Source organism: Chryseomicrobium palamuruense, from assembly GCF_042649045.1.
Lineage (GTDB): Bacteria > Bacillota > Bacilli > Bacillales_A > Planococcaceae > Chryseomicrobium > Chryseomicrobium palamuruense.
The window spans coordinates 172,241-191,473 of the sequence record NZ_JBHSEF010000026.1; the positions used below are offsets into that span (position 1 = coordinate 172,241).

At 43.2% G+C, this 19,233-nt stretch carries 24 protein-coding genes and 1 other annotated feature; of the genes, 23 read left to right on the top strand and 1 reads right to left on the bottom strand.

The genetic code is table 11. From position 1 onward, the window contains the following. The first annotated feature begins 13 nt into the window (after nucleotides 1-13). The 8 genes from ACFO0S_RS13180 (at nucleotide 14) to ACFO0S_RS13215 (ending at nucleotide 7,824) form a co-directional block, all read left to right on the top strand. A complete protein-coding gene (locus ACFO0S_RS13180; RefSeq protein ID WP_378142564.1) occupies nucleotides 14-1,678 on the top strand; it encodes a GspE/PulE family protein in 1,665 nt (554 codons plus the stop codon). Nucleotides 1,679-1,693: 15 nt separating this feature from the next. After that, a complete protein-coding gene (locus ACFO0S_RS13185; protein WP_378142565.1) occupies nucleotides 1,694-2,734 on the top strand; it encodes a type IV pilus twitching motility protein PilT in 1,041 nt (346 codons plus the stop codon). Further along, the gene (locus tag ACFO0S_RS13190; RefSeq protein WP_378142566.1) at nucleotides 2,734-3,939 is read left to right on the top strand and encodes a type II secretion system F family protein; all 1,206 of its coding nucleotides are present in this window, start codon (nucleotides 2,734-2,736) and stop codon (nucleotides 3,937-3,939) included. The genes ACFO0S_RS13185 and ACFO0S_RS13190 overlap by 1 nt, the downstream gene beginning before the upstream one ends. 89 nt (nucleotides 3,940-4,028) lie before the next feature. Further along, on the top strand, nucleotides 4,029-4,508 hold the full coding sequence (locus ACFO0S_RS13195; protein ID WP_378142567.1) for a type II secretion system protein: 480 nt from the start codon (nucleotides 4,029-4,031) through the stop codon (nucleotides 4,506-4,508). 91 nt (nucleotides 4,509-4,599) lie between these two features. Further along, a complete protein-coding gene (gene pilM / locus ACFO0S_RS13200; RefSeq protein WP_378142568.1) occupies nucleotides 4,600-5,592 on the top strand; it encodes a type IV pilus biogenesis protein PilM in 993 nt (330 codons plus the stop codon). Then, nucleotides 5,576-6,172: a PilN domain-containing protein gene (locus tag ACFO0S_RS13205; protein WP_378142569.1), complete on the top strand. Its 597-nt coding sequence runs from the start codon at nucleotides 5,576-5,578 to the stop codon at nucleotides 6,170-6,172. The genes pilM and ACFO0S_RS13205 overlap by 17 nt, the downstream gene beginning before the upstream one ends. Beyond that, nucleotides 6,169-6,912 carry a hypothetical protein gene (locus ACFO0S_RS13210; protein WP_378142570.1) on the top strand — a complete coding sequence of 248 codons (744 nt, stop codon included), beginning with the start codon at nucleotides 6,169-6,171 and terminating at the stop codon, nucleotides 6,910-6,912. Before ACFO0S_RS13205 ends, ACFO0S_RS13210 begins: the two co-directional genes overlap by 4 nt. Nucleotides 6,913-6,927: 15 nt before the next feature. Beyond that, nucleotides 6,928-7,824, top strand: coding sequence for a PAS domain-containing protein (locus ACFO0S_RS13215; protein WP_378142571.1), 897 nt, complete (start codon nucleotides 6,928-6,930; stop codon nucleotides 7,822-7,824). On the opposite strand, the gene ACFO0S_RS13220 is transcribed toward ACFO0S_RS13215, so the two are convergent. Further along, the gene (locus ACFO0S_RS13220) at nucleotides 7,805-8,002 is read right to left on the bottom strand and encodes a hypothetical protein (protein ID WP_378142572.1); all 198 of its coding nucleotides are present in this window, start codon (nucleotides 8,000-8,002) and stop codon (nucleotides 7,805-7,807) included. The genes ACFO0S_RS13215 and ACFO0S_RS13220 overlap by 20 nt on opposite strands. Before the next feature lie 17 nt (nucleotides 8,003-8,019). Between ACFO0S_RS13220 and ACFO0S_RS13225 the strand changes: the two genes are divergently transcribed. The 15 genes from ACFO0S_RS13225 (at nucleotide 8,020) to obgE (ending at nucleotide 19,230) form a co-directional block, all read left to right on the top strand. After that, the gene (locus tag ACFO0S_RS13225) at nucleotides 8,020-8,772 is read left to right on the top strand and encodes a prepilin peptidase (protein WP_378142573.1); all 753 of its coding nucleotides are present in this window, start codon (nucleotides 8,020-8,022) and stop codon (nucleotides 8,770-8,772) included. Nucleotides 8,773-8,899: 127 nt separating this feature from the next. Beyond that, nucleotides 8,900-9,550, top strand: a complete 651-nt coding sequence (locus ACFO0S_RS13230; protein WP_378142574.1) for a hypothetical protein — start codon at nucleotides 8,900-8,902, stop codon at nucleotides 9,548-9,550. 90 nt (nucleotides 9,551-9,640) lie between these two features. Further along, the gene (radC, locus tag ACFO0S_RS13235; RefSeq protein WP_378142575.1) at nucleotides 9,641-10,342 is read left to right on the top strand and encodes a RadC family protein; all 702 of its coding nucleotides are present in this window, start codon (nucleotides 9,641-9,643) and stop codon (nucleotides 10,340-10,342) included. An 84-nt stretch (nucleotides 10,343-10,426) separates the two neighbouring features. Beyond that, the gene (locus tag ACFO0S_RS13240) at nucleotides 10,427-11,446 is read left to right on the top strand and encodes a rod shape-determining protein (protein ID WP_378142576.1); all 1,020 of its coding nucleotides are present in this window, start codon (nucleotides 10,427-10,429) and stop codon (nucleotides 11,444-11,446) included. A 12-nt stretch (nucleotides 11,447-11,458) separates the two neighbouring features. Then, nucleotides 11,459-12,358 (top strand): rod shape-determining protein MreC, encoded by a 900-nt coding sequence (gene mreC, locus ACFO0S_RS13245; RefSeq protein ID WP_378142577.1) that lies wholly within the window; start codon nucleotides 11,459-11,461, stop codon nucleotides 12,356-12,358. Further along, complete coding sequence (mreD, locus tag ACFO0S_RS13250) at nucleotides 12,355-12,882, top strand: rod shape-determining protein MreD (RefSeq protein ID WP_378142578.1); 528 nt, start codon at nucleotides 12,355-12,357, stop codon at nucleotides 12,880-12,882. The genes mreC and mreD overlap by 4 nt, the downstream gene beginning before the upstream one ends. A 14-nt stretch (nucleotides 12,883-12,896) precedes the next feature. After that, on the top strand, nucleotides 12,897-13,568 hold the full coding sequence (gene minC / locus ACFO0S_RS13255; RefSeq protein ID WP_378142579.1) for a septum site-determining protein MinC: 672 nt from the start codon (nucleotides 12,897-12,899) through the stop codon (nucleotides 13,566-13,568). Nucleotide 13,569: 1 nt separating this feature from the next. Beyond that, complete coding sequence (minD, locus tag ACFO0S_RS13260) at nucleotides 13,570-14,373, top strand: septum site-determining protein MinD (protein ID WP_378142580.1); 804 nt, start codon at nucleotides 13,570-13,572, stop codon at nucleotides 14,371-14,373. A gap of 505 nt (nucleotides 14,374-14,878) precedes the next feature. Then, nucleotides 14,879-15,397 carry a peptidoglycan DD-metalloendopeptidase family protein gene (locus tag ACFO0S_RS13265; RefSeq protein ID WP_378142581.1) on the top strand — a complete coding sequence of 173 codons (519 nt, stop codon included), beginning with the start codon at nucleotides 14,879-14,881 and terminating at the stop codon, nucleotides 15,395-15,397. Next, complete coding sequence (locus tag ACFO0S_RS13270; RefSeq protein WP_378142582.1) at nucleotides 15,398-15,949, top strand: site-2 protease family protein; 552 nt, start codon at nucleotides 15,398-15,400, stop codon at nucleotides 15,947-15,949. 50 nt (nucleotides 15,950-15,999) lie between these two features. Continuing rightward, nucleotides 16,000-16,076: a sequence feature (ribosomal protein L21 leader region), on the top strand. Nucleotides 16,077-16,090: 14 nt separating this feature from the next. After that, a complete protein-coding gene (gene rplU / locus ACFO0S_RS13275) occupies nucleotides 16,091-16,399 on the top strand; it encodes a 50S ribosomal protein L21 (RefSeq protein ID WP_378142583.1) in 309 nt (102 codons plus the stop codon). Between the two features lie 2 nt (nucleotides 16,400-16,401). Next, nucleotides 16,402-16,734, top strand: a complete 333-nt coding sequence (locus ACFO0S_RS13280; RefSeq protein ID WP_378142584.1) for a ribosomal-processing cysteine protease Prp — start codon at nucleotides 16,402-16,404, stop codon at nucleotides 16,732-16,734. 16 nt (nucleotides 16,735-16,750) lie between these two features. Continuing rightward, nucleotides 16,751-17,041 carry a 50S ribosomal protein L27 gene (gene rpmA / locus ACFO0S_RS13285; protein ID WP_094944214.1) on the top strand — a complete coding sequence of 97 codons (291 nt, stop codon included), beginning with the start codon at nucleotides 16,751-16,753 and terminating at the stop codon, nucleotides 17,039-17,041. A gap of 364 nt (nucleotides 17,042-17,405) precedes the next feature. Then, nucleotides 17,406-17,930: a Spo0B domain-containing protein gene (locus ACFO0S_RS13290; RefSeq protein WP_378142585.1), complete on the top strand. Its 525-nt coding sequence runs from the start codon at nucleotides 17,406-17,408 to the stop codon at nucleotides 17,928-17,930. 10 nt (nucleotides 17,931-17,940) lie between these two features. Further along, nucleotides 17,941-19,230 (top strand): GTPase ObgE, encoded by a 1,290-nt coding sequence (gene obgE / locus ACFO0S_RS13295; RefSeq protein WP_378142586.1) that lies wholly within the window; start codon nucleotides 17,941-17,943, stop codon nucleotides 19,228-19,230. Nucleotides 19,231-19,233 lie beyond the last annotated feature (3 nt).

Genomic DNA, 19,233 nt, shown 5'->3' on the forward strand with positions numbered 1-19,233 from the left:
AGGGGTGCTCACGATGCGGGTAAATTCACGAAAACGTTTAGGTGATATGCTTGTCGATGCTGGCATGATTACTCATGAACAGCTTGAATATGGACTTCAAAATAAGTTGCCAACTGAAAAGCTTGGAGATTACTTCATTCGTGAGAACCTTATTACTGAACAACAATTAATCGAAGTTTTGGAGATGCAACTCGGTATTCCTCACGTGAACCTAACACAGTATCCGATAGATCCTGAACTGACGGCTTTGGTTCCAAAAGAATTAGCAAAACGATTACTCGTTTTACCGATTAAAAGGGAACGAAATAAATTGCTACTCGCGATGTCGGATCCAATGGATTATTTTGCAATTGAAGAGGTCAGGATGTCTACAGGTCTTCAAATTGAACCAGCAATTGCAGCGAAATATGATCTATTACGGATGCTCACGAAATTTTACGACTTGAAAGAAACAATGGATATGTCACTGCAAGACATTATTCCCCAAGACATTGATGACGAGAATCAAATCATGGATTTAGACTCACCAATCGTTAACTTAGTAAATCAACTGATAGGTAACGCCGTTACACAACGGGCATCAGATATCCACTTTGATCCACAAGAAACGGATTTCCGGGTTCGTTATCGTATTGATGGGGTGCTTCACTTAGAACGAGCCTTACCTAAATATATTCAAAACGTTATATTGGCACGTATTAAAATTATGGCGAATTTAAATATCACTGAGCATCGTATTCCCCAAGATGGTCGGATCAAGCAAAATATCAACATGAAACCTGTCGATATCCGAGTTTCCACTTTACCAACTATTTACGGTGAAAAAGTTGTAATGCGGGTACTTGATCTGACAAATGCGATTAATGATATTAGTAAGCTGGGCTTTAGTGACGACAACTTAAAATGTTTTAAGAAAATGTTGAAGCGTCCAAACGGGATCGTCTTGATTACCGGCCCAACTGGATCAGGGAAATCCTCGACTTTATATGCTGGTCTAAATCGATTAAATGAAGATGAAGTGAACATCATAACAGTTGAAGATCCAGTCGAGTATCAATTAGAAGGTATCAATCAGATTCAAGTAAAAGAAGAGGTCGGGCTAACATTTGCGGCAGGACTTCGTTCGATTCTACGGCAAGATCCAGATATCGTCATGATTGGGGAAATTCGAGATTTAGAAACGGCACAAATTGCTGTTCGGGCTTCTCTAACAGGACACTTAGTATTAAGTACCCTTCATACAAATTCTGCTGTTGAGTCAGTCTCTCGTTTGCGTGATATGGGTATTGAACAGTTTCTAATTGCTTCTTCACTCGTAGGAGTTATTTCACAGCGACTCGTCCGCCGTGTGTGTCGAGACTGTGCTGTGAAGGAACCTGTATCTACTCGAGAGAAAGAATTATTTAGTGAGAATGGTATCGAAATTCATGAAGTCGTTAGAGGGGTAGGTTGTCCTGCGTGTAACAATACAGGATATCGTGGTCGGTTAGCAGTTCACGAAGTTTTGGAAGTAGATGATGATATTCGTTCAATGGTAATGGAAGGAAAGAGCCAGCGTGAAATTATGCGGTACATGAAAACAGCTGGTATGAAAACTCTTCTCCAGGATGGTATGGAAAAAGTCGCTCAAGGGATTACCACGACAGAAGAAGTATTTAGGGTCGCAACACTTGATTAAAAGGAGGTGGCATACTTGGTCTATTCAATTCTGGATTTATTAAATACAAGTTACGAACAAAATATCTCTGACTTACATATTACAGTCGGTGTGCCGCCCATGTTTCGTAAACATGGTAAATTGATTCCGGGTGGGGAAGTTACATTAACTGAAGAAATGACAGCGCATATGGTCAATGAAATTCTTCCACTTGATAAACAACAAGAGTTTGCAGAACGAGGAGAAACCGACTTCGGATTTGCGTTAGGCGACAAATGTCGCTTCCGTATCAATGCCTACCATCAACAAAAACGAGTAGCGTTAGCAGCGCGTCAAATCTCTAATAAAATTCCAACACTTGAGCAGCTTAATATGCCTAAGGTGTTATACGATTTGGCTGAACGTCCGCAAGGATTGATTCTGGTCACTGGTCCAACAGGTTCTGGAAAGTCAACAACACTCGCAGCGATGATTGATCATATAAATCGCACGACGAGTCGCCATATTTTAACTCTTGAAGATCCAATAGAATATGTACATCCGCATAACCAATCCATCGTGAATCAACGTGAAATTGGAGCCGACTCTCAAACCTTTGCCAATGCATTGCGTGCCGCACTTCGACAAGATCCTGATGTCATCCTGGTTGGTGAGATGCGTGACCTCGAAACCATCTCGACGGCTATTACTGCAGCAGAGACAGGACACTTGGTTATGGGTACGTTACATACAAGTTCCGCACCGACAACAATTGATCGTATCATAGATGTCTTTCCGCCTTTTCAACAAGGGCAGATACGAATCCAACTCGGAAATGTTTTACAAGGAATTGTTTCCCAGCGATTATTTGTGAATAGTTCAGGGAATGGCCGAGTCGCAGCTACTGAGATACTAGTGTCTACACCGGCTGTATCCAACTTGATTCGAAATGAAAAAGTTCACCAGATTCAAAACGTCATGCAAACGAGTCGCGCGCTTGGCATGCATACTCTCGAGGCAAATATTCAAGAACTCATTACTAAAGGGTCGATTAAATACGAAGATGCAAAACCATATTTGCCAGTGGGTGAGTATTGATGGTTGTTTTTCGATATCATGGACGATCTATTGAAGGTCAGCTGAAACGAGGAACGGTTGAAGCCGCAACGAGAGCTCAAGCGGTCCAAAAGTTACGTGAAATGAAGATTAATCCTCGTGAGGTGGAAGAATCAAAGTCGATTTTGCATAAAGAATTAGCAATTGGGACGAAAGTAAAAACGCAAGACTTTGTCATTTATACACGACAGTTTGCTACCCTGATTCGGGCAGGCGTTTCCATTGTGGAATCCACACGAATTTTAGCAGATCAAACAAAATCGAAACCTCTTAAGAAAGCTTTAAATAACGTAGAGGAAGATGTTCGCTCAGGTCTTACATTTTCAGATGCAGCAGCTAAATATCCGAACGTTTTTCCAGCCGTGTTTGTCAATATGATTCGAGCTGGGGAAGCGACAGGAAATCTAGATACCTCTCTTGACCGACTAGCCATGTCTCTTGAGAAGCAGTATGCGATTAAGAAAAAAGTTCAATCGACTTTAACATATCCAGTTATCTTACTCATTTTAACGTTTGGAGTAGCGGGATTCTTGATGCTAACGGTTGTTCCACAGTTTGTGGATATGTTCAACGACATGGGGGCAGAGCTACCTACCATTACGAAAGTGGTAATGGCGATTAGTGAAGTACTCCAATCAAGTTGGTACATTGTTTTACTTATAATAGCAGCTGCTGTCGGGATATTTATATGGCTGTTTAAAAACAATAAGCAGTTCAACTTTAGTGTCTACTACGCCATCATGAGAATGCCAGTGTTTGGCCAATTAATACAAAAATCTTCTATTGCTAGGGTTACTAGAACACTATCTTCATTATTCAGTTCGTCCGTACCAATTTTACAAGCATTAGTCATTGTTGAAAAAGTTTCAGGTAACCCTGTGATTGGGAAAGTACTATTAGAGGCTAAACGAAGTCTAGAAAAAGGTAGTACGTTAACCGCACCACTTCAAGCAAGCTGGATTTTCCCTCCACTTGTCACGCAGATGACGCAGATTGGAGAACAGACGGGTTCTCTAGATTACATGCTTGAAAAGGTAGCAATTTTTTATGAAGAAGAAGTAGATCGGACAGTAGATACACTAAAGTCATTGATTGAACCACTTATGATTTTATTCTTAGCTTTTATAGTGGGGGGAATTGTTATGGCGATAATGATTCCGATGTTTAGTCTATATGAACAAATGTAATAGATTTTATTCTGCTTAAGGAGGTGAAAACTATGAATGAAAATATACATGAATCACAACAAATAAACACAATGAGGGAGGACTCATCCATGAAAAAATTACTTAAAAAACGCTTAAATCAAAAAGGTTTAACACTGATTGAGCTATTAGCTGTAATTGTAATTTTAGCTATTGTTGCTGCGATTGCTGTACCTGCTATTGGGAATTTAATTAGTGAATCTAGAGACAAAGCAATCTTAGCTGAAGCATCTAATATTTTGTCTGGTGCAAAAATAGCTAAGACTTCTGGAGATTGTGACCCTTCTCTAACCAGTACAGGGGTAGCTCCAGCGGCAAATACCGTAGGTCCATGCGAAAAAACAAATCCAGCAATGGCTAAGTATGTAGAAGGTATTGACTCAACTGCTACTTATTATGTGAAAGAAACAAGCCCAGGGATTTGGGAAATTACTTTTTCTAGACTAAGTCAATTAGAAAACACTGTAGCAGGAGTAACAAATAGTGGAACTAATAATGCTATTACAGATACTGTAATAACTGAAACTGAATTAAATACCGCATTAGATTAATCCAACCTTATTTGAGGCCAGCCCACCAGCTGGTCTGACATAAGCTTGGAATTTCGAGCGAGAGTTGAAGTTTTTCGAGAGGGGTCATGAGATGTTTCGAAAACGAGGCCGCCGTCGAACAGTTTCACTAGATTTACATGAAACGGTTTTGCGCGCATTAGTTAAGCCCCAAGAAGATGGGGATGAATGGTTGCTGTATGAGGCAGCTGTACCAACCGGCTATGTGGAAGATGATTTAATTAAAGATGAAATCGGCTTTTTTGATTGGTTAAAAGAGTGCTTAGTGAAATGGAACTTAAAACGTGATGAAGTTCGTTACTTTGTTCCTGATAGCGCCGTCATGATGAAAGCGATTGAGCATCCAGAAAATGTGGAGAGTCATGAATTAAAAGGGTATGTCCAGATGGAACTTGGGCGTTCGATTCAATTGCCATTCGAAAATCCGTTACTGGATGTCTATGACCCCATTCCTGGTGATCAGAAGGCAACGGTTTTTGCCGCTCCTGCTGAAGAAGTCATGCGTTTAGCGAATATATTAGAGGATGCAAACCTTGATCCAATGATTGCGGACATTCGCAGTCTCTCTTCGATTCGCTATTTTGTGCACCACAATTATTTTGAAAAAGATAAAGCGTATATGATTGTTGAATGGATGATGACGGGTGTTGTTGTAACCATTTACCGAAATGAGTTTGTAGAATTCCTTCGCTTTCAAGCCTTAGAAAAAGAGAATGGACGATACAAATCTTATGAAGAAGGCGAAGATGTAGCCTTCCGCTTCGAGGGCGATTTTGAAAGTTATCAATTCCTATTATCTGATCAAGTTGCCGAGCTTGAACGAATGATGACGTTTTACCGTTTCTCAATACATAAAGGTGACATTGGAATAGATGAGATTCTCTCGTTTGGTGAGTCTCCAGATTTAGAGTACATCGAAATTCAAATGGTTGAAAATCCATCCTTTCCTAAAGTGACGACCATCAAAGATGCGGATGTTCAAAAAGTTTATTCGGGATTTGGCTCAAGTGACATATCATTAATTGGTCTCGCGCTAAAGGGGGATGTACATGAATCCAGAGATTAATTTACTCCCCGTCTTTGAAAAAAGAAAACCAGAAAGTTATGTAGGCTTACTATTATTTATTGTCGTACTTGGTGGACTCATCTTTTTTCTCGCAATGTATTTAATGGGAATCAAACAAGATGCGGCGGATCTTCTAGCGCAGGAACAGGCATTGATTACTGAACGTGCTACACTCCAAGACCAACTCGCAACAGCAGACCCAGAACCTGAAATTACATATGCAGACGCTGTCTTATTTGTAGAAACGCGGAGTTATCCAGTTTCGCCTCTTTATGAAGAAATCCAAGACCTCGCGGGCCCTACACGGTATGTGAAAAGTTATTCATTCAACCCTTCTCAGATTGCCATCCATGTCGATTTTGAAACGAAATCAGATATTGCCTTTTTTATCGAAGATATGATGAAGAGCAATTATTTTGAAGATGTTCGCGTATCCACTATCTCTGAATTCGAACTGATAAGTACAATTGAAGAATCAGAAAATCTCGTTGAAGAAGATGATGTGGCGCCGCGCTATACAGCGTCGATTACAGTTATTCCGCTTCCGGAATTTGTATCGGAAGGAGTGACACAGCCATGATGGATTCGATTCGTGAAAACAAGAGAGCAGCCATTCTACTTGGTGGCGCACTTATCGCCCTCATTTTAGCAGGTGTCTATTATTTATACATACTTCCTTTACAAGATGCAAATGATGCTAAGCGAAATGCGAACAACCTACTTCAAGCGGAAGTAGACATTCTTCGCAGTCAAGTTGCAGAGCCAGAAGCTGAACTTCCAAATCAAGATGAACCATATGAGCTCATGAAGAAGGTCCCTCAAGGCCGTGAACTAGATAAAATTATCCGTACCATTGAAGAAATTGAATTGATTACAGAAACGCGTGTTGGTTCTATCAGTTTTAATACATATGATGAGGCAGGTTCTGCTGGTTTCACTGAGGCGGAAGAAGAGGAAGTTGTGTCAGAGGAACCGGAAGAGCAAGCAGAAGATCCGGCCGTAGATGAAGAGACACCTGAGCCAGGCGATTCATCAACTGAAGCCCGTGAAGAAGCGGAAGAAGAAGCGACTCCAGTCTCTACGATTTCAGCTGCCAACCTGCCTGAAGAACTCAAAATGATCACGATTTCGTTAAATGTAACTGCCGAAACAGAACAACAGCTGGTTGATATTATTAAAGAAATCGAACAGGTAGAGCGAGTTTATCGCATTGATACCTTAACACTTGCTTTACCAAATGAGGAACAGCTAGCTACACCAGATATAGAAACATTAGTAACTGCAACGCTAACTGTGACTACATTTTATTATGTCGAATAACAAGGAGTGGTAGCTATGGAAGTCGGACAAGTGATTGTATACATTTGTGTCTATCTTCTCTCAGCTGCCACTCTTTTTAGTTTGGCCGCTCTTGCATTACTCTCCAACCCGAGGAACCGTGATAACCAAGTGGTTGCAGCGATTCCATTTTTGTATTCACTATTATTCTTTGCAGAGTTCATCCGACATCTTCTACCGATCTCGTATAGCCCTATTATGGTCAATATGATCTTCGGTAATATTGGATTAATCATGCTTGGTGTTTCCTTACACATGTATATCCGGATTAGCCGACTTCATCAGTTCAAGAAAATTCCTTTCTATCCTTACATCTTATATGTGATTCCGCTCTTGTTGATGCTCTTTAATGTATTTGGTGGAGATACCTTGACCAATAGCGAAGAGTTTCACCAAGCGGGATACTGGCTTGTGCCGGATTATAATGCGAAGTATTACGGAACGATGATCGGGTCCATAGTTATGATATTGGTTTCTCTCTATATTTTGACTGTGGGTATCCGACACGAAAAATCAGAACCGCGTATTCACTTACTAAAGTTTATTCGCAAAGGTTCTGCTGTGACGCTAATCGCCATGCTAGTTTTAGGGCTCTTTAGTTTCGGTAGTTTCTTACCTCCACATTCATATATTTTAATGGGACTCCTATTTAGTCTGTATCTCGTCATTGCCATCTATAAACATAATCTGATTCCATCGCTAGCAGAGCGCTACCGGACCATTTTTGAGTTAAATCCGAATGCGTTAGTCATCCTGAATCAAAATTTAGATATTCTGGAATTAAATCAGGCAGCATCCAAAAATATTCTGCGGTTCCGATTAAAAGGGGACAATGTGGTTCCGATGTTTGAGCAACTTCAGATTCTGGATCAATTTAATCGGTTTTTAAAATGAAAATATCAAATTTATCTGCGAGCAGAGGAAACGTTTCCATGTCACCTTGGGAAGTTATGCGGTCCTCGTTGATTTCAGTGTCGGCGGCGCTCATTTTAAAGATGGCGACACGCTCGATGAATTGTTGATACGTGCTGATGAAGAAATGTACAAAGAAAAATACAAAGATCGTCCACATGAAAGGAATTCATTCAAGTGACTGTAGCCATTGCTTTTCTATTTTTCATATATGGGTTGATTTTCGGTAGTTTTTATAATGTAGTGGGCCTACGTATTCCGAAGGGGCAGTCCATCATCTCGCCACCTTCTCACTGTACGGTATGCAACCGCCGATTGACGATCCTTGATTTAGTACCTGTATTTTCGTACCTATTTTTACAAGGAAAATGTCGAGGGTGTGGAACGAAAATCAGTTTTGTCTACCCTTTTATGGAACTCATCACAGGAATCCTTTTTGTTCTCGCTTATTTACGGTTCGGCATTTCATGGGAAATTGCGGTAGCCCTCGTCTTTTACTCGCTTCTTGTGGTCTTGACTGTATCTGACCTGGCGTACATGCTAATCCCCGACAAATTTTTGCTCGCATTTGGCATTCCACTCATCATCCTTCGCATGATAGAACCACTCGAACCGTGGTGGGACAGTTACGTTGGAGCCATCCTTGGGTTCAGCATCCTCCTACTCATCGCCATCATCTCAAAGGGCGGAATGGGCGGAGGCGATATCAAACTCTTCCTCGTCATCGGAATTGTTCTCGGATCACTAAATTCACTAGTTGTCCTTGGCCTTGCTTCCGTCATTGGCTTGATTTTTGGCATCATCTCCTTACGCCTGACAAAAGCCGGCCGCAAGACGCCGATCCCGTTCGGTCCATCTATCGCAATTGCTGCCGTTATTGTGCATCTGTATGGTGAAGAACTGATAACTGCTTACATGAGTTTATTTTAATTGTCTACCTGTTTTCGATTGTCGAGAACAGGTTTTTCTTTTTGCAAAAATAATTCACTCCCCGCAACCTTCGACGGACTTTGCAAGTGGGCTCGTGTACCCTTCAAGTCAGAGGGAGGGAACGGATATGATAAAGAAGAGGAAACGAGAACCGGGAATTTATGTGATGGCTATTTTTCAAGGAGCAATGATAGGGGTTATTGGGTTTTTAGTGATGGGGTATATATTTTCATTCTTTGAGTCGACTGCGCATGCACCGGGGGATGAAACAGTAATTGCGTCCGGAGATGTAAAGCCTGGGGAGGGTGACGAAAATCAAAATAGTGGAGCACAGACACCTAATGAAGTTTCGAAAACCTACTACACCGTGCAATATGGTGTGTTCTCCACAGAAGATGCGGCCAAACAATATTTGAATCAGCTCGCTTTGCCAACGGCTCAACTGGTGCAGCTCGATAATTATTTGTTTATCTGGGACGGGTTATCGGAACAGAGAGAAAGTTTACAGAAAACAGTAGACGTACAGTCGTTCACGAAACAAATCAACGTGAGTGCTTCCGGATGTAAAAAGGGGGTGGAGCTGCTAGTATCTCATGCAGCGAAACTCGATGACCAAAATTTTATTTTGGAGCAGATCAATGCCGCAAAACTCGAAAACGAGGAAATGAAATTGTTTCAAACGTGGCTTGGTGACTTCTCTGTGACGTCATCCAAACCGCTGGCTGCGCTGAATCAGGTGCTTGCCAAGGAGTCTTGTGTGTCAATTGAATTGGAATAGACAGGTCATGAAAACTTCGAAGTGTGTGTTGTGTGCAATTTTTCACCAATTTCTTTTCGCGGTACACTCCCAAAAAAGGGGGCACGTACCATGACCAATATCCATGCAGATGCATTTGAACTAATTCGTGATGTGAACAGGGACGATCGGCCAAGAGAACGGCTGATTCAGCAAGGACCACAAAGTTTGTCGAACCAGGAATTGATAGCGATTTTGCTTCGTACAGGAACGAAAGAGACATCGGTCTTATCATTATCCAATGAAATTTTAAAATACTTTGAGCGCATCCACCATTTAAAGAATGCGACGATTGAGGAGCTTACACAGATAAAAGGGGTCGGTACGGTGAAGGCAGTACAGTTATTAGCAGCTGTCGAGTTTGGACGACGGCTTGCAGTGCAAGATGCGCAGGACCGAGTGACGGTCCGGTCGCCAAAAGATGCGGCGGATTATATTAAGCATGATTTGCACCATTTGATGCAGGAGCATTTTGTATTGTTATTTCTGAATGTAAAGAATCAAATTATACACAAGCAGACGATCTTTATTGGAGGACTCAGTGCATCTATTGTCCATCCAAGAGAAGTGTTCCGAGAGGCGATTAAAAAATCCTGTGCGTCCATTATTGCAGTACACAACCATCCATCAGGTAATCCGACACCGTCGCCAGAGGATATTGCCGTGACGAAGAGGCTAAAAGATGCAGGCGAGATTATGGGAATAGAGCTTCTGGACCATTTAATCATCGGGGATCATCAATTCATCAGCCTAAAAGAAAAGGGGTACATGTGACGCTGTATTAATTTCCATCTATCGTCTATAATGAACTTTATGACGTCGCAGAGAGTGCGACAGGGATAGAAAGGAAGTTGGAACGTGTTTGGATTTGGAGCAAAAGATATAGGGATTGATTTAGGAACGGCTAATACACTGGTATTCATGAAAGGGAAAGGCATCGTGTTGCGCGAGCCTTCTGTTGTCGCTAAAAATACGCATACAAATGATATTGTGGCTGTCGGAAACGACGCACGAAATATGATTGGTCGTACACCAGGCTCCATCGTGGCGATTCGTCCGATGAAAGACGGCGTAATCGGAGACTATGATACAACATGGAAAATGATTGAATATTACATGAAAAACGGCATGAAGGCAGCAGGTTCTAGCTGGAGCAAGCCGAACGTAATGATCTGTGTGCCATACGGAATTACGTCTGTTGAGCAGCGAGCAGTGATTGACGCAGCGAAACAAGCGGGTGCGCGTGATGCGGTGACGATTGAAGAACCATTTGCTGCGGCAATTGGTGCAAATCTTCCGGTCTGGGAACCAACTGGGTCGATGGTCGTCGATATTGGTGGAGGAACGACGGAGGTTGCAGTCATCTCTCTTGGAGGGATTGTGACAAGTGAATCGGTTCGTGTAGCAGGTGACGCAATGGACAACGCGATTACGAGCTACATCCGCAAATCGTATAACCTGACAATTGGAGAGCGTACATCGGAAGCCATCAAGATGGAGATTGGTTCAGCACTTGTCATCGGGGAAGAGGAAAAAATGGAAATCCGCGGACGTGACTTAGTTACTGGTCTACCGAAAACAATCGAAATTTCTTCGAAAGAGATTGCGGAAGCGTTACGTGAATCCATCACTGTGATTATTGACGGCGTCAAACGTACGCTTGAGAAAACACCTCCGGAACTTTCTGCAGATATTATGGAACGCGGAATCATGTTAACGGGTGGTGGGGCATTACTGAAAAACTTGGATAAAGTGATCAGTGATGAAACAAACATGCCTGTCTTTATTGCGGAAGAGCCACTTGACTGTGTCGCAGTAGGAACAGGGAAAGCCCTCGACCACATGAACGAGATCCGTAAATCACAGCCTAAACGCTAAGGAGTTCTGAACATGCCATCATTTTTTTCAGCAAAACGATTAATCGTATTATTGGTCGGCATGATCGTTCTAGTTGTGTTAATTAGCTTTACGCTCCGTGACCGGGACAACGCGAACCCGGCGGAGTCACTCATTAAAGATGTCGTTGGTTTTGGGCAATCACTTTTTGCCAAGCCAACGCATTTTGTCGTGGAACGTTATCACAATGTCAAAGATTTTCTCAATACGTATGAGGAAAATGAGCGCCTCAAAGCGCGCATTCAAGACTATGCTTCCGTGCAGGCTGAAGTACAATTACTCGCGCAGGAAAATGCGGAATTAAAAGAACTTGTCGATGTACAGGAAGACTTGAGCGATTATGATCCGATTCAAGCCACGGTCATCGCCCGAAATCCGGATCAGTGGGATGAAAAAATCATTCTTGACCGAGGCTCGGTGCATGGTGTCAAAACCAATATGGCTGTAATGACAGCCAAAGGATTGATAGGAAAGATCACCGTTGTTACCAATCGAACATCAACGGTTGAACTCGTAACGACACAAAATCCAAATTCGCGTATCTCAGCGATTGTCGCAAATGACGAGTCGATTTTTGGTTTAATTGAAGGCTACGACGAAAAACGACGAGAACTGATTTTACGCAGGCTGGATACGAATGCAAATGTCGAGAAAGGCCAGAAAATCACGACGTCCGGACTTGGAGGCATCTTCCCAAGAGGACTGTACATAGGGGAAGTGACAGAGGTCACATCAGATGACCATGGTCTAACAAAGCTTGCGTACATCAAGCCAGCAGATGATTTTTTAACGCTTAATCATGTGATGATTGCCTCACGTGCAGTACCCATGGTAACTGGAGATGACGGTCAAGTGGAAGATGCGGAAGTCGCGGAAGGAGAGGACAGCGAATGATTCGTTTTGTTGTCATCTTCATCGCGCTTTTTCTCTTTTATTTGGAGCCGATTTTAGGTCTCATCTCTCCTTTTAAAATAGGAGAAGAATTCTATATTCTCGTCCCACGATTCTTAATTATGTATTTAATTTTTGTATCGATTTACTACAACCGAAAGCGTGCGATTCTCATGGGTGTGCTTTTTGGTCTCTTGTATGATGTGTTCTTCATTGATATTATTGGTTTATACGCTTTTATCTATCCGATTCTAATTGTCATTGCAACTTGGGTGATGCGATATATTCATATGAACATCGTGACGCTGACGTTTCTCAGTCTTCTGCTTCTTGCAGGACTGGAGTCACTGCTGTTCATCTTTAATACCATCATCGGCAACAGCGGATTGTTCTTCGATGAATTTTTAAAGCTACGTTTGATTCCTACGATGTTAGCCAATTCAGTGTTTTTATTCGCAGTGGGCTGGTTCTTCAAATGGATCTTACTGCAGCGCTATGAACAAAAATATCAAGCTAACACATTATAGATGGGGTGAAGTATTTGTCCAAACAACAAGGAATCACCATCCGGGGTACGAAAGATGGGCTGGTCATGAAGCTCGACGAACAAATGGGCTATTCGGAACTCCTTCAAGAAATCGAGCAAAAATTAACGGAAGAAGGCTTTGATGGTCAAGCGGAAATGACGATCCAACTCGGTCACCGCTTCTTGACAAATGTTCAGAAAAAAGAGCTGATTCAGCTCATTGAACAAGGTCAAAAAATCCGTATTACCAAAGTGCAGAGCGAAGTGATGACAGTCGAGGAATACAACAAGCGTCTGATTGAAAAACAGTCGGAGACGTACGTGGGAATTGTTCGTTCTGGTCAAGTCGTGAAAGCCCAGGGGGATCTTGTCGTGATTGGTGATGTCAATCCGAATGGTCGCGTCGTCGCAGGGGGCAATATTTACGTCCTCGGAAGATTAAAGGGAATTGCACACGCGGGAGCGAATGGTAACCGTACAGCTGTTATTGCCGCGTCTTGGTTAGAAGCGACACATCTAAAAATTGATGACGTATTAGAAACGATGACAGACGAGCTAACCGTGCTCTCTGAACACCCTGAAATGGAATGCGCGTATTTACATACAACTGGCAAGCTGGTCATCGACCGACTGCAAGAATTAAGACGGATTCGTCCGGATATTTCGACGTTTAAAGGAGGAAGCTAATGTGGGACAAGCGATCGTAATAACTTCAGGTAAGGGAGGCGTTGGTAAGACAACGTCCACTGCCAACTTGGGAACTGCATTGGCTTTACAAGGCAAAAAAGTATGTCTTATTGACACGGATATCGGTCTACGTAACTTAGATGTGGTGCTCGGCCTTGAAAACCGCATTATTTATGATTTAGTAGATGTGGTGGAAGGTCGTTGTCGCGTCGGACAGGCACTCGTAAAAGACAAACGTTTTGAGGATAAGTTATTTTTACTTCCTGCTGCACAAACGGCTGATAAGCACGCAGTCTCTCCAGAACAGATGAAAGAACTCGTGACGGAGTTAAAGAAAGACTATGATTATATTCTTATCGATTGCCCGGCCGGGATCGAACAAGGATACAAGAACGCGGTAGCAGGAGCTGACCAAGCGATTGTCGTCACAACACCTGAAATCTCGGCGGTTCGTGATGCGGACCGAATCATTGGTCTTCTTGAGCAAGAGCCGAATCTTGAACCACCGAAACTAATCATCAACCGGATCCGTCAGCATTTGATGGATAAAGGAGAAGCTCTCGATGTCAACGAAATCACGACACACTTGTCGATTGATTTACTTGGCATTGTGGCAGATGATGAGCGCGTCATCAGTTCGTCAAATAAAGGTGAACCCATCGTGATGGACCCGACAACGAAAGCAGCACAAGGGTACCGCAACATAGCTCGCCGCATCCTCGGCGAATCCGTACCACTCATGTCGATGACCGACCAAAAAGGCGGAGTCTTCTCGAAGTTGAAGTCGATTTTTGGTGGGAAATAGGAAACTGAGAACAATATCAGAATTATATCTTTTACTATCATAAGATGACGAATAGGTGTGGAGCATGCAAAGTATGCATGCCCCGCACCTATTTTATTTTTTCATATTGTGAATGCAATCTCGCGTGTTTCAATTTGCCTTATTTAAACTCTTTGGGGAAGTGTGCGTTCACCATTAGCCTATCGCGAGACCGTCTAAATAATCGCACCAGTCAACTAAATATTCGCACCAGTCGACTTGATGTTCGCACCAGTTAGCTTCTTCTTCACACTAGCCAGATATAAAAACACCAGATTTACTAATTAATCACACTAGCTAGACCCATATTCGCACCAGTCAGCGTATTTTTCGCACCAGATGCTTCCAAAACCACAGTCACACTAATCAAAATTGTTTAATAGGAAATGATTGCTTCATCAGAAAAACGAAGTGGTTCAGGGAGAATCATGTTATCCCACCGCCTCGCATACCTTAATCAAAAAGACCGGCAAAGGGGATGGCGAGTTTGAAGTGGACGTGGAAAGTGGCAATTATAGTAACGTCAATTTTAGCAGTACTTCATGTGGCAGAAGAGAAAAATGTATTGCATCTGGGTGTACAAGAAGCAATTTGGCAAACAGGCGCCTGGCTCCAGACACCTGAGTTTCCGGTAGCTGCAGATCCATTAATTCCGGTAACGGCAGATCAAAAAGCAGACCGTGAATTCATTTACACTTCGTATCAACCATTCGAAGAAGGACTGCTCCTTCGGGTGGAAAGCATACAACCTGTCGTGGCGAAGACGAGTGGGATGGTGCTATTCACAGGGGACAAACGGAAGACGGGCAAGACGATTACCGTCGCATACGATAGCGGAGACACGGTAACGTACGGGTTCCTGCACCAATTCGATATGCTGCCGTACACGCGCTTTCAAGCAGGGGATTCACTTGGATCATCGCAAAGTGACCTTTTCTATATTCAACACGAGAACGATTCAAGAGTGCTGGATCCGGAATCTCTGTTGATGTGGCTATTCATGTAGATGAAATTCCGACTGCATCCACTTCTCATCTTCTGGTTCATCTTTCTATTTGCGACAGGACAACTCGGCTTTTTCTCAGCAGTCTTTATCTCCCTCTTATTTCATGAGCTCGGTCATCTCGCTGCGCTCAAATTCTTTGGTGTGCAGGATGTCCGCTGTATTCTCTATCCATTTGGCGCACGTATCGAATGGGATAATAAGGCTAGTTGGTCTCGTTTGAAAAAGTTCATAGTTTATTTTGCAGGACCTCTTGCTACACTTGCACTCATTGGAATCCTACTATTTATTCCTGTGCCAGTCCCCCAATTATTTTTCACGATTCAATATATGATTCTACTCCTAAACCTCCTGCCCTTTTATCCACTCGATGGGGGAGGAATGGTCACAGCACTTCTTGGAGGACCATTTCAAAAGTTATACCGAATCTATGTTGCCCTAATGATTCCTGTTTTCGGATGTTTTGCGTTAATCAGCGCACTCAGCGGATGGTGGATGGTGGCGATGGTTTCACTTATCCTTTTTATCGAAAATTATCGCTACGTGAAGTCTTGACGCGGAGTTTTCAATTATGGTATTCTATTTGATGTTAGTCTTTGTAGCACCTGTGGCTGCAACCGCTCTGAGAAGGTTCAAGCATTCCCCTGGAATCACCTGATGGCAGGCGAGTCTAAGTATATGAGGAGGTGCAGGAATATGTACGCAATTATTGAAACTGGTGGTAAACAAATCAAAGTTGAGGCTGGTCAAGAAATCTATATCGAGAAATTGAATGTAGAAGCTGACGAGACAGTAACATTTGATAAAGTTTTATTCGTTGGTGGTGACGATGTGAAAGTAGGAGCTCCATTCGTGGATGGTGCTACTGTAACAGCGAAAGCCGTGAAGAATGGTAAGCAAAAGAAAATTACTGTCTTCAAATACAAAGCGAAGAAAAACTACCGTAAAAAGCAAGGTCACCGTCAACCGTACACGAAGTTAGTTGTTGACGCAATCAACCTATAATCATGATTCGTGTTGTTTTCAACCGAAATGAGGCAGGGTCGATTCAGTCATTTTCGATGTCCGGACATGCGGAGTTCGATGTTCGTGGAAAAGATCTGGTCTGTGCAGGCGCTTCTGCAGTTGCATTTGGCGCGGTAAACTCTCTTTTTGAGAATGCCAAGATTGAACCCATCATCGACCAAGGCAAAGATGGAGGCTATTTAGCCATCGAGATTCCTCCCGTGGAGGATGAGATGACGAAGTTTCGGATCGAGGTTATCCTTGAAACGCTTCGCACATCACTCGAAACGATAGAAAAAGATTATGGCCAATATATAAAAATATCCTATAACTAAACAGGTGGTGAGACACATGTTAAGATTAGATCTTCAGTTTTTCGCATCGAAAAAGGGAGTAGGTTCGACTAAGAACGGTCGTGACTCTCAATCTAAACGCCTTGGCGCTAAGCGCGCAGACGGTCAATTCGTATCTGGTGGTTCAATCCTTTACCGTCAACGCGGTACAAAGATTCACCCAGGTGAAAACGTAGGCCGTGGCGGAGACGATACACTTTTCGCGAAAGTGGACGGAGTTGTTCGTTTCGAACGTTTCGGACGCGACAAGAAAAAAGTGAGCGTTTACCCAACAGCTCAAGAAGCATAAGCTTATCTGTTTAAAGGACTGCACTTGCAGTCCTTTTTATTTTTTTAGATGTGAAGCAGGCTCGCCCTGAAATTCTGTCAAATGCCAGCGTGGACAGGGAGGCGCTCTTTGCCTCAATGGCCGCGATGGCATTTGGCATGGATTTCAAGCCTGCGCAACTCGATAATGCTAGATGTGGAGCGACCTGCTCCAGAAACTCCGAGAAAATCAGGCGTCCCCGAAGAGGCGTTCTTTGCCTCTACAGGGGCGAATGATTTTGGAGTGTGTTTCTAGGTCGCGAAACTTGATGATAAAGTGTACACATCCAGTGGAATTCTTCCGCTGGAGAAGGGTATAATAGAGTCATGAGCAAGGAGATGAGCGTATGAAACCCCATATTGAAGTGAATGAGTTGTTACGCGCCGTGCATCACGATATGCTGAACCGGCTGCAAGTCATGCAAATGAACCTTGACCTTGGGCGTACCGATCAAGTGCGGCGCCTCATCGAAGACTACTCCTTGCGTTGCCAACACTTTTTCCAATTGAACAATGCAGGATTCCATCAAATGAACAACTGGTTGGAAACCGTCCATATCCATCATCCGGAAATCAAAGTGACGTACGAAGTCGAAGGGGCGCACAAAGCTACCCCGGATCAAGATTCGGAACTCGTTCAGATGTTTGATGATTTTCTGCATCAAATGAAAGAACGCTTCACGGATTATCATGACCAATTGATTCATGTGACATTTGAAATGAAACAACCTCTTCATGTCCATGTTCATTTTGTCGGCAACTGGACGGTACTGCAAGACATTTCGTATGATCAAGATACATTGTTTGAAATACAAATTGTAGAATATACAAAAACTTCTCTGAAACTAGAAATAGTGGAGCGAGCGAGATAGGAGTGAGCGCATGTTTGTCGATCACGTGAAGATTTACTTAAAAGGTGGAGACGGCGGAGACGGTATGGTATCGTTTCGTCGCGAAAAGTTCATTGCAAATGGTGGTCCATCTGGAGGAGACGGAGGACGCGGGGCCAATGTTGTGTTTGAAGTAGATGAAGGTCTACGTACACTCATGGACTTCCGGTTCAAACGTCACTTTAAAGCAGACCGCGGAGAGCATGGAGCTACTAAAGGCATGCACGGACGCGGAGCTGCGGACATGGTTGTTAAAGTGCCACCAGGTACGGTCATTATCAATGAAGAGACAGGCGACATTCTAGCCGATCTTGTGGAACATGGTCAACAAAAAGTCATTGCAAAAGGCGGACGCGGGGGGCGCGGAAACATTCGTTTCGCAACACCAGCAAATCCTGCACCAGAGCTTTCTGAAAAAGGGGAACCTGGTCAAGAATTAAGCGTAGTACTTGAACTTAAAGTTCTTGCTGACGTAGGTCTTGTCGGCTTCCCAAGTGTCGGGAAATCCACATTATTATCTGTTGTTTCTGCAGCGAAACCGAAAATCGGTGCATACCATTTCACTACGATTGTACCGAACCTTGGTATGGTGGATATGGAGAACAACAAGAGCTTTGTTATGGCGGACCTTCCGGGCTTGATCGAAGGGGCATCGGAAGGTGTCGGTCTCGGTCACCAATTCCTGAAACACATCGAACGTACACGTGTCATCGTTCACATCGTCGACATGTCTGGTATGGAAGGGCGCGACCCGTACGAAGATTATGTAACCATCAATGAAGAATTGAAAAATTACAACCTTCGTCTGACAGAGCGCAAGCAAATTGTCGTGGCAAACAAGATGGATATGCCAGATGCGGAAGAGAACTTGAAAGTCTTCAAAGAAAAAGTCGGAGATGACATTCAAGTGTTCCCGATTTCGGCTGTTTCTCGTCAAGGTTTACAACCACTGTTGTATGCCATTGCGGAAACGCTTGAGACCGCACCAGAATATCCACTCCATGAAGTGGTTGAAGAAGCATCAGACAAGTCTGTACTTTATAAGCATGAAGCTTCGAGAGATGCTTTCGAGATCACACGTGATGATGACGGAGCATTCGTCTTATCCGGTGGTTCTGTGGAACGCGTCTTCAAGATGACAGACTTCTCTCGTGAAGAATCGATTCGTCGTTTCGCACGTCAGCTTCGCGGAATGGGTATCGATGACGCTCTACGTGAACGCGGCGCGAAAGATGGCGACACGGTTCGTCTTCTCGAATTTGAATTCGAATTTATTGAATAGAAG